The sequence below is a fragment of the Micromonospora sp. NPDC049836 genome, from assembly GCF_044465125.1.
In the GTDB taxonomy this organism is placed as follows: domain Bacteria; phylum Actinomycetota; class Actinomycetes; order Mycobacteriales; family Micromonosporaceae; genus Micromonospora.
Window position 1 is genome coordinate 637,497 of the sequence record NZ_JBITLH010000002.1, and the last position, 12,917, is coordinate 650,413.

Annotated in this window: 12 protein-coding genes; 3 read left to right on the forward strand and 9 right to left on the reverse strand. The window is 71.3% G+C overall.

Features of this window, described 5'->3' with window-relative positions; genetic code table 11:
- Positions 1-21: 21 nt before the first annotated feature.
- The 3 genes from ACIBPB_RS06750 to ACIBPB_RS06760 all read right to left on the reverse strand — a co-directional run bounded on the left by ACIBPB_RS06750 (position 22) and on the right by ACIBPB_RS06760 (position 3,379).
- Positions 22-1,896, reverse strand: coding sequence for an HEXXH motif domain-containing protein (locus tag ACIBPB_RS06750; protein ID WP_396838587.1), 1,875 nt, complete (start codon positions 1,894-1,896; stop codon positions 22-24).
- Positions 1,886-2,104 (reverse strand): hypothetical protein, encoded by a 219-nt coding sequence (locus ACIBPB_RS06755; protein WP_396838588.1) that lies wholly within the window; start codon positions 2,102-2,104, stop codon positions 1,886-1,888. The genes ACIBPB_RS06750 and ACIBPB_RS06755 overlap by 11 nt, the downstream gene beginning before the upstream one ends.
- Positions 2,105-2,251: 147 nt before the next feature.
- The gene (locus ACIBPB_RS06760; protein WP_396838589.1) at positions 2,252-3,379 is read right to left on the reverse strand and encodes a caspase family protein; all 1,128 of its coding nucleotides are present in this window, start codon (positions 3,377-3,379) and stop codon (positions 2,252-2,254) included.
- Between the two features lie 336 nt (positions 3,380-3,715).
- Between ACIBPB_RS06760 and ACIBPB_RS06765 the strand changes: the two genes are divergently transcribed.
- Both ACIBPB_RS06765 and ACIBPB_RS06770 read left to right on the forward strand, forming a co-directional pair.
- A complete protein-coding gene (locus ACIBPB_RS06765; protein ID WP_396838590.1) occupies positions 3,716-4,585 on the forward strand; it encodes a DUF6745 domain-containing protein in 870 nt (289 codons plus the stop codon).
- Positions 4,586-4,654: 69 nt separating this feature from the next.
- A complete protein-coding gene (locus tag ACIBPB_RS06770) occupies positions 4,655-5,125 on the forward strand; it encodes a DUF2809 domain-containing protein (protein WP_396838591.1) in 471 nt (156 codons plus the stop codon).
- A 43-nt stretch (positions 5,126-5,168) separates the two neighbouring features.
- Here ACIBPB_RS06770 and ACIBPB_RS06775 read toward each other — a convergent pair whose 3' ends face one another.
- The 3 genes from ACIBPB_RS06775 to ACIBPB_RS06785 form a co-directional block, all read right to left on the reverse strand.
- The gene (locus ACIBPB_RS06775) at positions 5,169-5,660 is read right to left on the reverse strand and encodes a carboxymuconolactone decarboxylase family protein (RefSeq protein WP_396838592.1); all 492 of its coding nucleotides are present in this window, start codon (positions 5,658-5,660) and stop codon (positions 5,169-5,171) included.
- Positions 5,661-5,770: 110 nt separating this feature from the next.
- Positions 5,771-7,516, reverse strand: coding sequence for a toll/interleukin-1 receptor domain-containing protein (locus tag ACIBPB_RS06780; protein WP_396838594.1), 1,746 nt, complete (start codon positions 7,514-7,516; stop codon positions 5,771-5,773).
- 162 nt (positions 7,517-7,678) lie between these two features.
- Positions 7,679-8,356: a hypothetical protein gene (locus ACIBPB_RS06785; protein WP_396838595.1), complete on the reverse strand. Its 678-nt coding sequence runs from the start codon at positions 8,354-8,356 to the stop codon at positions 7,679-7,681.
- A 737-nt stretch (positions 8,357-9,093) separates the two neighbouring features.
- Here ACIBPB_RS06785 and ACIBPB_RS06790 point away from each other — a divergent pair.
- Entirely contained in the window at positions 9,094-10,413 is a 1,320-nt protein-coding gene (locus tag ACIBPB_RS06790) for a cellulose binding domain-containing protein (RefSeq protein WP_396838596.1), read from the forward strand.
- 225 nt (positions 10,414-10,638) lie between these two features.
- On the opposite strand, the gene ACIBPB_RS06795 is transcribed toward ACIBPB_RS06790, so the two are convergent.
- The 3 genes from ACIBPB_RS06795 to ACIBPB_RS06805 form a co-directional block, all read right to left on the reverse strand.
- Positions 10,639-11,103 carry a DUF3237 family protein gene (locus tag ACIBPB_RS06795; protein WP_396838598.1) on the reverse strand — a complete coding sequence of 155 codons (465 nt, stop codon included), beginning with the start codon at positions 11,101-11,103 and terminating at the stop codon, positions 10,639-10,641.
- Between the two features lie 94 nt (positions 11,104-11,197).
- Complete coding sequence (locus ACIBPB_RS06800) at positions 11,198-11,665, reverse strand: MarR family winged helix-turn-helix transcriptional regulator (RefSeq protein WP_396838599.1); 468 nt, start codon at positions 11,663-11,665, stop codon at positions 11,198-11,200.
- On the reverse strand, positions 11,662-12,900 hold the full coding sequence (locus ACIBPB_RS06805) for a flavin-dependent oxidoreductase (RefSeq protein ID WP_396838600.1): 1,239 nt from the start codon (positions 12,898-12,900) through the stop codon (positions 11,662-11,664). Before ACIBPB_RS06805 ends, ACIBPB_RS06800 begins: the two co-directional genes overlap by 4 nt.
- Between the last annotated feature and the right edge of the window lie 17 nt (positions 12,901-12,917).

The following is a 12,917-nucleotide window of genomic DNA, read 5'->3' on the forward strand; positions in this document are numbered from 1 at the left end:
GCAGGCGTTCGATCCGGCGGGTCAGATAGCCAGCCAACCCGCCGGATCGGCGCTGTCGAGCTGCCGATCCCGTAGCCCCTCACCAACCCAGCCGGCCAACGCCAGCGGATCGGGGACAACCGTGGCGGATCCGCGCGACCGCAGGCCCTGGACCACGGCCAGGACGAGTTCCGGGCGGCCCAGCAGCGCCCGCGTCGCCGGCTCGGCGGGCTGATCGACCTGGGCGAGGCCGAGACCGACCCAGCCGTGCACGCTGAGTGGGTCCCGCGTCAGCTCGCCGAGATAGCCGGCACGCGCCCGCTCGACATCGCCGGCCACGAGGGCCAGATCGGCTGCGGTCGCGCCGGCCACCCTCTCCCCCACCTCGTCGGGCGTGGTGCCGAGCCGGTTGAAGGCATCCGGGTCGAACAACAGATATCGGCGCAGGACGGCCCGCGCGTCGAGCAGGCCCACCGGCGGCTCCGCCCGCACCTTCGCGGCGCCGACGGCGAGGAGCGCGTCCGCCGGCGGGGCACCCTGCTGCCAGGCGGCCACGAGCGCGTCGAGGTCGGCGGGGTTCAGTTGGATGTTGTGACCCCGCCACATCGCGTGGTGGTCCAGCGCAGTGGCGTGCGCCGCGTCGCGCTCGGCGGCCGGCACGTCGTCGTCCTGGCACGCGTTCAGTTCCGCGTGCAGGGTGTCGACGAACCGCTGACCGTGCCCGGTCAGCCGGCCCGACGTCGCGAGCACCCGCAGGACGCCGAGGGCCTGCCGCCGCCACAGCGCGAACTCGAAGTCCGTGGCCGCCCGCTCGCCTGGCGGCGCCTGCTGGCGGTGGACCCGCCAGAACTGGGTGATGCCGGCGAACGCGTACGCACCCTGAAGAAGGCCGGGGAGCGGTCGGGGATCGTCCCGCCAGGGGGCGTAGTAGCGGAGACGATCGTCTGCCTCGCAGAGGGTGAGCAGGTGGGACAGGGCACCAAGCTTCTGGTGCTGAGACTCGTGCACCAGGGTCACCGCCAGTTGCAGCGGGTCGTCCGGCTGGGAGAGCAGGATGCCGCCGAACGCCTCGGTGCCCGACGCCGACAGCGGTCGGAACCGCTCACGGCGCGGCACCGGCGTCAGGGTCCGTACGATGCCGGAGATCGCCTGGGCAGGGCCGGGCCGCTCGCGGACCAGCAGTGCCCAGGCCCGCGCGAGATCCGCACGCCAGTCGCTGATCTGGGACTCCGACAGCGGATGCGGCGGCGAGGGGCCCCGCAGGTCGCGGTACAGGTCGCGATCGAGCAGCTCGACCCGGAGGTCGGCGCCGTCCGCGCGGACCTCGATGACGACGGGTTCGTGCCAGTCCCGGTCGCCGGGTCGGCACCGCACGGTCCGGGCGCCGGTCTCCAATTCGGCCTGTCCACCGCCGGCCCGAACCCGGACGACCTCGACATCCGGCGGGACCGACGCGGTGCCCACGGTAGGCAGCACCGCGGTGCGGTGGCGCGCCGGGATGTCCAGTTCGAAGGAGACGCCGGCCCGAACGGCGCTTGCCGCCGCGAGGGCGTGCAGGTAGCCGACGTCCAGCCACAACGGCACCGGGTCGGGGCGGTCGTCACGCAGCCGACGCAGGGTGTGCGCGGCCCAGCTGCCGACCTGCGGACGGGCCAGAATGTCCTCGGTGGTCCCTGGTGCGGCGTCGTATGCCCGGACCAGGAGCTCCCAGGCCTCGCTGACCGGCGCGAGCGGACCGGAAGCGTCGGCTCGGGTGGCGCAGCCGTCCAACAGAGCGCGCAGCACGATCAGCCGCCAGCTGCGCTCGGACCGCCAGAGTGCCGCGATGCTCTGTTCGTCTCCGGCCCCGGCGGCCAGGGCCTGGAAGTGTTCTTGTTCGAGGTGGGTCGGACCTAACGGGAGGGAATCAGACGACATGCTCCTCCGAATCCGGTCCGGCGGACCGTATCCGGCTCGGGAAGGAGCCGCTGTAGCCGCTGATGCTGCCCCCCGAATCGGCGATTCTTTCCGATACTCGCGAGATCGCCGCAGTCATGCCGGTGAGGTCGACGGATCGCAGCGTCGCCACGGTCACCGCCGACAAGTCAAGCAACTCAGACTCGATACCGGCGAGGCGTTCCTCCATGTACGGCAACCCCCCAAATGATGACAGTCGATAGCGCCATTATTACTTACCGCTGCAGGCGGCGAAAGCGCCGAGCGACCGGCGCCACAGGCCGAATCCCGCTGACGCCTTCCGATGTGGACGCTCGCGGAAACCAGCGTCGTGCGGTCAGGAAGACGGCAGCAGCCGCGCGGCGGCGTCCTCGACCCGGGCCATCGCGGCGTCGTCGGTGGCGAAGAAGCGGACCGCCTCGACGAGTTCGGACAGGGCTCCCGGATACCGCAGACACGTTCGCACAACGCTGATGGCATCGTGCCGCGCCGCGCTACTGCGCCGGATGGCCGCGTACACCTGGCCACGCAACAGGGTCAGGATCTCCTCGCGGTCGTTCGGTCGCAGGAACTCCGGCACCTCGAGCAGCGCGTCCACCAGGGGGCCCAACATGGCCGGGGTCGGTGACGGGGGCACCGGCGCCGCGGGCGCCACGGTCCCGGCTTCGGATCGGTGCAGAAGCAGACCCTCGTCCCCGAGGGCGTTGCGGTGCCAGAGATAGGTCGGGGTCTGCGCGGTCAGACCGCTCGCCCGCATTACGGCGAACCGTTCCCGCAGGGTGGACATGAGCCGCTCGGGTTGGGCGAGCCGACCGGCCTCGCCGTTGTCGAGCAGTCGCAGGATCTCCCGGCTGAACAGTCCGGTGCGCCGTACCCCCAGGTTGGCCGCGACCTGGCCGAGGCCGGCGGCGAACAGGACGTCCTGTCGCCGGCCGGCGACCGGCGCCCCGACGGGGAATGTCTCGCTGCCGGGCACGGACACGCCCTGCGGTCGATCGTGCAGCTGACACGCATCGATGATCCAGACCTGCTGATCGAATGCCGGCACGAGGTCGGAGGCGAACGTGGCAAGCATCGAGTCGAGGTCGAGGGAAGCGGCGTCGGTGGCGGTGGCATCGGCGTAGTAGAGCCGCCGGCGACGGCCGGTGTCGACATAGCCGTGGCCGCCCCAGATCACGTAGAGGGTCGATGCCTGCCGCGCCGGCAGTTCCCGCAACAGCACCTCACGTACGGTCGCCCGGTCGGCTGGCCGCAGGACGACTCCCGGCGGGACGGCGTCCGGGGCGGGACAGGGCGACGACAGCACGGTCACCTGCCCGGGCGGCACGTCCCGAGCCACAAACCAACGGGCGAACCGGAGGGCGTCATCGGCCGGCCCGACCAGGCTCCACTCGCGGCCCGCCGCATACTGGTCGATGCCGACCGCAACCACGTGCACATCACGCGGATCGTGGTCGGGGCCCATCGTCCACTCCTCATCCACGTGTGCGTACCCGGGGGCCCACCGGGCCGTTCGCAGGAGCATGTCCGGGATCCCGCGTCCGACCCCGCCGGCCGTGTTCTCGTCCCAGGGGACGGTGGCGGTTCCGCCTGAGGCTCTCGCAACAGTAGTGAGCGGTGACCATACCGGCCATCCGCCTCGCGTGACGTGCGGGCGCGGTTCGCTCGACGGCCGCGGTGGCGGCTCCCGCGAGGTCAGCCGACGCCGGGGAGGGCGGGAAACCGCCTTGCGCCGGCATCGCGTCGCGGGCCATAGTCGCTCCATGATCTCTTACCGGAAGGGCGGCGACGCCCTGGCGCGTTGAGCGTCCCCACGCGGCGCGACGACGCCGCGAATCCGCCACAGGCCGTTCGCAGCGGCAACCCGCACGACCTGTGGCAGCAGGCCGTCCGGATCCGCCAGGAATGGCTCGACCACGCCCTGTCCACCGAGCCGGCTGACCCGTCGACCGCCGAGCGTTGCCTGACCGCCATCTACGCCCGGGCCTCACGGCCGCGACCCCGGTTCGAATGGGTCGACTCGCCGGACAAGGCGCGCCCCCTGATCACCGGCTGGCCCACCCTCGATCAACTCTCCGAGCGCATCCGAAACCCACGGCAGCACGGGACACCGCCGCTGGCGAGCGACATCGCCATGATCGCCGCCCAGCTGCGCGGTGCGCTGAGCGCGGGCGTCACGCACGCCGATCCGGAGCTGTCGCCCGTACGCACGGGCAAGACCAAGCAACCATGGCCCGAACTGGCGCCGGTAGCGGCGCTCGACCGCGGCGTGCCGCTCGCTGTCGTGCTGCACCAGGGCGTACGCACGGCCCTGCACCGGAGCCTCGCGCACGGGTACTACCTGCCGGTGCGGGCGGCGCTGGCGGGCGACGGCCCGGTGCCCGTCTGCTGGTACGGGCAGCAGGACGCGTACTGGATCGCCTACTACGACGTGCTGCACCGGCTCGGCCTCGCCCGGTACGGGCCGGGCGAGGCGGAACACCTCGACGCCTGGGCCGGACTGGCCCGCTCCTGTGGCTGGTGGTGGCCCGGCGAGGACGTCTGCGTGGTGGTCGACCGGCCCCGAGAGGTACGCACCGAGCCGGTCCCCGGGGCGGTGCACGACCAGGTCCGGCTCCAACCTCGTGGCGTGCGCTACCGCGACGGCTGGCAACCACTCCTGAGCAGGTGAGCTGAGTCGCCGGACGGGTGCCGCCGTAGCAGTCCGACCGGCACCGCGGTCGGACAGTACGGTGGTGCGGTGCCTTCCATCGCGCGAATGCCGATCACGGCCCGTAGGGTGCGGCTGCTCATGCCGGTGGCCGCGCTGCTGTTCCTGGGCCTCGCGCTGCTGATCCGCGCTCTCGACGACGGGGCGCTGCGGCAGTACTCGGGCACCGCGCTGTACGCGTCGATGGTCTGGGCCGGGGTGCTGTTCCTGTGGCCGCGGCTGGCGCCGGTGCCGGCCGGGGCGGTCGCCACCACGTTCTGCTGGATGGTGGAGTGCGCGCAGCTGACCGGGGTGCCGGCCGAGTTGTCGGCACGGAGCCTGGCGGCGAGGCTGGCGCTGGGGGTGCGGTTCGATCCGGTCGACCTGGCCTGGTACCCGGTCGGCGTGGTTCCCCTGATGCTGCTGCACCACCTGGTGCGCGCCCGGGCCCGTCCGGAGCGGCGGCCGCCGCCCGACGTCGTGCCCGCACCAGCGTCCGTCCCGTCCGACACCCGCCGGTAGCGGCCTGCGGAGCGGGCCGGTCAGACCCGGCGGGTGAGCCGGTTCACGGCCTTGCCTGGTCGGCGAAACCGGGGGCGGCGCCCTCGGCCAGCTTGAGTCGGGTCCAGACGTTCATGTTGATGACGATCCCGATGATCTCGAGGATCTCGTCGGCCGAGAAGTGCTCGGCGAGCGCGGCGTGCCGGGCGCCGACATCGTCGGCGACGGTCACGTCCGCGACGCGAGTGAGCGCCTCGGTGTAGGCGAGGGCGGCGCGGGCCGCGTCGTCGTGGAAGTCGGTCTCCCACCAGGCGGTCAGGGTATCGATCACCGGTCGGGGAATGCCGGCGTCCCGGGCCGCCTCGTAGTGGAGGTTGAGGCAGTAGGTGCAGTTGTTGATCTGCGACACCCGCAGCCGCAGGAGCTGGGCGAGCCGGCGGTCGACACGCAGGTCGGCCTGGTAGCCGAAGGCGTCGGCGCCGTGGCGGGCGAGCCGGGTCAGGTCCTCGTTGGCGGAGCTGTCGGCCCGCCGGTTGGTGATGGTCACCTCGCTCACCTCGTTGCTCCCCTCCGCGTCGGCGATCCACCAGGGAAAATACCCGGTCCGCGGGCCGGCGGGACGGCGCCGGGCCGAGGGAGCGGCGCGCACCTTCTGGTTCGACCAGTCTAGAGGTCTGCCAGGCGGTAGCCGTCGCCCGATATCGCTACTCGGGCGACAATGTCCCGATCGTCGTAGAAGCGGAAGTACCAGTCCACCTTCGGCGTCCTCCGGCGCAGTGCGACGGACATCAACTCGAAGTCGCTGCCCGCGGACGAGATGGCCAGGTCTCGAGCGCGCTCCAGGGCGCCTGGGACATCATCGGGCAACGGCGAGTCCGAAAGAGGAGCTGTGCAGGTCAGATGATCAATACGGCTGTCCTCAAGCAACCCGTCCGGGGTACAGATGAGCCGCTTGAACGCGTACCGGAAGCCGCTTCGATCACCCTCCCGCACCGGTTCCCCGGTCCGTCCGCAGAGCTCTATCACCCATTGCCCCGCCCGCCCATCCGGCCGCATGAGCCCGGCCGCCGCGGATGCGGCGACGCTGAAGCTGTCCGTCACCCCCGTGTTCGAAAGGAATGCCAGCTGCCATTCCTGTGATTGCCCCAGATCGTCCATGTACTTCTGCACCGCGGCCAGCGCCTCGGCAACGGTCAGACCGTCGGGGGCAGCTTGCCTATCCGGAATGTCCCAGATATGGTTATCGATGGCGCGTAGCTGGTTTGCCATGGATATGACATAATTGCCGTCGTTGTCCGTGTGGACCGTGAAGAAGGCGGCGTTCAGCATCTCGCTTCGCATGCGCGGAGCGCGAACCGCCGCGGTGGCCGCGTCCACGCCGACGGTCACGATGCTCTCCGGCAGCGCCGGGTCAAAGATGGACACCGTCCAGGTTGGCAGCCGACCGTTCCGCTTGTCGCGTTCCAGTTTGGTCAACACCAGGCAATCGTCGGCCCGGGAAGGTCCCTCGGCCGGCCCGAATATGGCCGCGAGCGCCGCCGCCACCGCGGTGGGAGAATCTACGAAGGCTTCGGTCAGCGGAAGCGGACGAAAGCGCGAATAGCGCCGGGAGATGTGGGTTGTCTCCCCGGGGTTCTCCTCAAGGAGTCGTCGCGCCTCTTCCTCGGACAGCCCGGGACGATGGTTGAGCGCGCAGGAGAACACCACAACGGAATCCGGGAGCGGCGTGGGGTCCACGTCGTTGAGATAGAGCGCGGGCAGCGGGTGGACGACCCCATCGACGACAGCGAACGGTTCGATCCGGCCATCCTCCGGCGTGAAGAATTCCGTGATCCACATGCGGCTGGTGCCGTCGGCTGTGTCGGCGGTTTCCCATTCCCGACGGTTGGCCAGACAGTAGAGCGTGGCGACGCCCTGCTGGGACAGGCCGAACAATTGGCCCGCCGGGCCTCGCTCGGACCTGACCTTGGCGACAGCCTCCTTCCCGGTGAGAAACCACGAACGATCCGGTACTCCCTCGATGGCGGCGGTCAGCCGGAAGAGTTCCCGACGGTATGCCTGCGGGCGCCGGAAGTCGGCGAAGGCCATGGCGGTGAACCGTTCCGCGCCCGAGCCGGGGACGGTGTCCAGCAGCGCCGGCAGTACCCGGATGCCGGCCCCCTGGGCGATGCCGATCTCGCGTTCCACCCAGCCGGAGGCCATCGACGCGGCGGACACGACGACCACCATGCAGTCCGACTGGAGGATTGCCGCCTCGATCCGGGCGAGATCGTCGCCGACGTCGAGCATGCGCTGGTCGATCCAGGCGGTCGTGTCAGCGCGTTGCAGATCGGCCGCAAGACGCTGGACGAAGGGCCGGTCGGCGCTCGCGTACGAGAGGAAGACCTTCCGTTCGGCCTCGCGCGGGGACATGTGTCCAGTCTGCTGGATCTCGACGTGGGATCGACCAGCCTAACGGGTGGGCCCGCGCCAGCCGATCTCGCGACCCGGCCGTCAACTGGTGTCGTCGCGCAAGATCCGCGGTTGGGACCGGCGGTACCAGCGCACCGCGGGTCGGCGCAACGCGCGCCACCATCACGTGGTGGCCTCGCCGCCGAGCATCGCGTCGACGTTCTGGACTCCGGCCAGCTGACCAAGACCCCGGATGTATTCGAGCATCCCCAGGCGCATACGCTCGAGCTCCTCACGGCACTGCTTGTTCTGCGGCCACTGCGACTCCGGCAGACCCGGATTCGCCTTTTCCCATTCCAACAGCAGGGAATGCCACTTCGACATGAACGGACGCATCTGGACGTTCAACATGCCGATCGCCAGATGCTCCACGGTCTGGACTCCACCGGCCCGGGCCGTCGGCCGAGCCTCGAGCAGGATCGTGCGAACCGATTGGAAGAGTGCGTACAGAGAGTTGAGTGCCTCGCGAATCACGCCAGTGCCGTCGGCCAACGGCTGGGCGGAGACCCGGGTCGTTGACTCGACGAAGAGCCGCCATGCCACACCCTCGTTGCTCGACGTGACCGCGAAGGTGAGGTCGGTCAGGTGCGGGATCGACACCTTCAGCTCGGTGAGTCGGGCCGACCGGGCATACCCGTAGAACACCAGCGCCGCAATCCCTCCGGCCATAGTGCCGCACAACGTGTAGAGGCCCGGGCCATGCAACCGGCTACCCCAATAGACGGCCAGGCCCACCACCGCGCCCGCCACCAGCCCCACCCCGAGGGCGAACCAACGTGAGTAGATCCACCGTCGTCCCATGTCGCCACCGCTCCTCAGCCGACTTCCGCTCGATGAGTATGACGGCCGGTCTCGTCGACAAGGGAGAGCGGCATCGGGCGGGGCCAGGCGGTAGCAGAAGGTTTGGTCACGCGCCCGCCGTGGTGGTGCGGAAGAGGGCGATCGCGGTCCGGTCTGACGTCGGGACGGAACCGCCTGGGCGGACATCAATGCCTGCGTGAAGTCTTAGATCATCGTTTGGCGCGCGTCCGGTGATGCGCTGCGCGGTCTGCTCCTGGTAGCAAGCCCGCACTGGTGAGCGGCTCGCTCGATTGAGGATGTTATCGATAACATGCTATCTTTTGCCGCGCGGGCGAAGGGCACGCTCGCGCTCACCGATCCAGCCGGCAAGGCGCACCGAGGGGCAGGCCACCCACACCGCCTCGCCGGTGGGTGACCAGTCCGGGCGCTCCGCGGGGCCAGCCGACCACACGTGGTCGCCGGTCGACGCCGGTCCGGTCACCTGCCCCTCCTCCATGCCGTCGCGGACGATCCCGGCGCCGACGCACGGCCGCACCCGCGCGGGCACGCCGGGCCCGGACCACGAGCACGCCGATCGGAGCGGAACGGGCGTCGCCATGCCCACCCGGCGTCGCCCGGGAAAGCCGCCGGCACCTCGCTGACCCGCCGGTCGACGGAGCGCGTCCCGCCGTCACCCGGATCGGCCTCGCACCACACCACCGGTACCCCCCCGACCAATGGCAAGGAGTCAAGCAGAAATGAAGCGGAGACATCTTCTCTCATCCATCTCGGCCGCGGCGGTTCTGCTCGCCGCGACCGCCGGTGGCGCGTGGAGCGCGGGCTTCGGCAACGCGGCGGAGGCCGCGACGAACGGCACTCTCGCCGCGACCGCGGGCTGCGGCAAGGCGCCGACGCTCACCAGCGGTACGCGCACGATCCAGAGCGGCGGGCAGAACCGGAGCTACATCCTGCGGATCCCGGACGGGTACGACCGGAACAACCCGTACCGGCTGGTCGTGGGCTTCCACTGGCTGAACGGCTCGGCGAACAACGTCGCCTCGGCCGGCTACTACGGACTCGCGCCGCTGGCGAACAACAGCACGATCTTCGTCGCGCCCCAGGGCATCGACGCCGGTTGGGCCAACACCAACGGGCGGGACCTGACCCTCTTCGACGACATCCTGCGGCAGGTCGAGGGCGACCTCTGCGTCGACACCACCCAGCGCTTCGTGCTCGGCTGGAGCTACGGCGGCGCGATGAGCTATGCCGTGGCGTGCGCTCGGCCCACCGTGGTCCGGGCGGTCGCGGTCCTGTCCGGCGCCAACCTGAGTGGATGCAACGGCGGCACCTCGCCGGTGCCGTACTTCGGCATCCACGGCACCCACGACAGCGTGCTGAACATCTCCATGGGCCGGTCGCTGCGCGACACGTTCGTGCGGAACAACGGCTGTACCGCGCAGAACCCGCCCGAGCCGGGCCTGAACACGCTGCGCCACATCACCACCGTCTACTCGGGCTGCCGGGCCGGCTACCCCGTGCAGTGGGCCGCGTTCGACGGGGACCACACCCCCAGCCCGGTCGACGGATCGTCCAGCCCCAACGACTCCCGGACCTGGACCTCGGGGGAGATCTGGCGATTCTTCACCCAGTTCACCTCCACCACGCCGCCCACCACCGCTCCCCCGACCACCGCGCCGCCCACCACCGCGCCCCCGACCACCGCTCCGCCGACCACCGCTCCGCCCACCACCGCGCCCCCGACGACCGCACCGCCGGGCAACTGCGCCGCCACCTACCGCACGATCAACACCTGGCCCGGCGGCTACCAGGCTGAGGTCACCGTGGCCAACAACACCGCCAGCACGATCAACGGCTGGACCGTACGGCTGACCCTGGCCAGTGGCCAGGCCATCAGCAGCCTCTGGAACGGCACCAACACGGGCACCACCGGCAACGTCACCGTGCGAAATGCCGACTACAACGGCACGCTGGGCGCGAACACCTCGACCACCTTCGGGTTCACCGCGACCGGGGATGGCGCCACCCCGGCCAGCAACATCACCTGCACCAGTCCCTGACCGGGGCACTACCCGGGGCCCGGTGCCGGCTGGCACCGGGCCCGCGGGGCAGGTGGGCCGGGATGGCCGCGGGACACCGCGTACCGCGCCGACGCCACGCCCGGGTCGCGGCCGCTGGTCAACCGCCGCGACCGTCCGTGCGGCACCGGGTGGCCTCGTGCGGCTCCGCACCCGCCCGGCACCGTGGCGGATCAGGCGCCGCGCTCCGCCGGACGCCGGGAAGACCTACGTGACGCGGTAGGCGGTGTAGCGGACCCGGTCGGCCTCGCGGATCGCCGACGCCACGAAGAGGGACTGCTCCAGGACGGCCAGCGCGGGCACCGAGGTCTCCAGTCGTACGCCCAGCCGGAAGTAGTACTCGGCGGGGTCGACCGGGTCGCCGCGGAGCAGCGCTTCGAGGATCTCCGGGCGGCCGCTGCGGACGCCGAAGGTACGGATGTAGACGTGGCCGCCGTCGGCGGTGCGCGCCGAGTAGCGCGTGTCGATCTCGATCCCGCCGTCGGGTCGGACCAGTTGCCAGTCGGCGCCGCCGGGGAGGATGTCCGCCGCGAAGAGGCCGGTGACCTGGCCGCCGACGATCGGCACGACGCGGCGGTGACCGGCCCGGGTCACCCCGTGGTCCTCCAGCGCGCCGAGCCGGGCCTCCACGTCGAACGCGGCTTCCAGACCGGGAACCGCCGGCGCCCTCACGGGGTGCCGGCCGGGAGGTCGGCGCGGCGGGGGCGGGGATCGGGGTGGCGGCTGTCCAGGTCGGCGCGGTGCGCCGGCCGCCGTGGCGGCGTACTCATGAAGCCTCCTTGGTCCGCGTGAGGGCGTCGCGCAGGCGTTCCAACGCGGGCACCGCGGCGGCGAGGGCCGCCCGGTCCGCCGCGGGCAGGGTCGCCGCGGCGCGGGCGACCAGGTCTCCGCTGGCGAGGTCGAAGCGGTCGAACAGGTCGAGGGCCTTCTCGGTGGCGAGGACGTCGACGTGCCGGTGGTTGCCGGGACGGGGGCGGCGCTCGACGAGTCCGTTGTTCTCCATGGCGGTGAGCAGGTTGCTGACCGTCGAGCGGCTCAGGCGGAGTCGTTCGGCGAGTTCGCCGGGACCGGCCACCGTGCCCCGGGGCAGCGCCCGCACGATCTCGATCTGCGCGTCCGGGATCTCCGGCAGGTGCTCGGCGGCCCGGGCGGCGGCGAGCAGCGTACGGCGCAGCGGCGAGATCACCGAGGCCAGTCGCGCCGCGTCCAGTTCGGTCGGGTCCGGGCGGGTCACGGCAGGATGCCCGAGAAGGCCGTCGGCGTCAGGGAGGCCCGTTCGTTGAGGGCGGAGGGCAGGAAGCCGGCGGCCTTCTTGTACCCGGTGGCGATCTCGGTGAGCTCGTCCGGCGGGATGACGTCGTGGATGTGCGCGAACCCGGCCGGCGCGCGCTCGTGGGCGAGCACCATCACCTGTTCCGGGCCCTGCCGCCGGTTGCTCAACACGAGCGCGGTGGTCGCCGGCCGCCGGTCCGCCTCGTAGGCGTCGAGCGCCGCCCGGAGCGTCGGCGCGCCGGCCAGGTGGAAGGCGAGGGTACGCGCGTCCAGGATCGCCTGCGACGCGCCGTTGGATCCGTTCGGGTACATCGGGTGTGCGGCATCCCCGAGCAGCGTCGTGTTGCCGTGGGTCCACCGGTCGATCGGGTCCCGGTCCACCATGGGGTATTCGAGGATCTCGTCGGCGGCGGCCAGCAGTTCCGGCACGTCGAGCCACGGGAACCGCCAGTCCGCGAAGAGCGAGACGACCGGCGCGGGGTCGACCGCCCGGTTCCAGTCCGCGTTCGGCCCGGCGAAACCGGGACCGCGCCGCTCGGCGACCACATTGATCAGGTCGGGACCGATCGGGTACGCGACGAACTTCTGTTCCGCGTCGCCCGCCATGATCATGGTGCGTCCGTCCAGGAATCCGGGCGCCCGCGCCGTCCCCCGCCACAGCGTCAGCCCGTTCCAGAGCGGCGCTCCCTCGCCGGGCTGGTACTGCCGGCGCAGCGCGGAATGGATGCCGTCCGCGCCGATGATCAGGTCGGCCGCGACGCCGACCTCCCCCGCCGCCGTCTCGAAGCGCGCGACACCGTCCCGGACGCCGACGAGTCGGTGCCCGGTACGCACCGCGTCGGCCCCCAGCCGTTCCCGCACCACGGTGAGGAGTTCCAGCTGGAACCGGCCGCGGTGCACGGAGAGCTGCGGCCAGCGATATCCGGCGTCGAGCCCGCGCGGCTCGCTCCAGATCAACTGTCCGTGCCGGTTGTAGTAGGCCAGCGTGCCGGGTGCGACGCCCAGGCTTTCCACGCGTTCGCCGAGGCCCAGTTCGGTCAGCTCACGGACGGCGTGCGGGAGCAGGTTGATCCCGACGCCGAGCGGGCGCAGCGCGGCGGCGCGCTCGTAGACGGCGATCTCGCGGAACCCGGCCCGGTGCAGGCTGAGCGCGGTGGTGAGGCCACCGATACCGGCACCCACGATCACGATGGCCACGCCGTCGCTCCCCTCCG

Excerpts from the sequence above, each read along its gene's own strand:
- ACIBPB_RS06780 (WP_396838594.1), bottom strand. The coding sequence starts at position 7,516 with ATGTCCCCGCGCGAGGCCGAACGGAAGGTCTTCCTCTCGTACGCGAGC.
- ACIBPB_RS06755 (WP_396838588.1), bottom strand. The coding sequence starts at position 2,104 with ATGGAGGAACGCCTCGCCGGTATCGAGTCTGAGTTGCTTGACTTGTCG.
- ACIBPB_RS06790 (WP_396838596.1), top strand. The coding sequence starts at position 9,094 with ATGAAGCGGAGACATCTTCTCTCATCCATCTCGGCCGCGGCGGTTCTG.
- ACIBPB_RS06785 (WP_396838595.1), bottom strand. The coding sequence starts at position 8,356 with ATGGGACGACGGTGGATCTACTCACGTTGGTTCGCCCTCGGGGTGGGG.
- ACIBPB_RS06760 (WP_396838589.1), bottom strand. The coding sequence starts at position 3,379 with ATGGGCCCCGACCACGATCCGCGTGATGTGCACGTGGTTGCGGTCGGC.
- ACIBPB_RS06750 (WP_396838587.1), bottom strand. The coding sequence starts at position 1,896 with ATGTCGTCTGATTCCCTCCCGTTAGGTCCGACCCACCTCGAACAAGAA.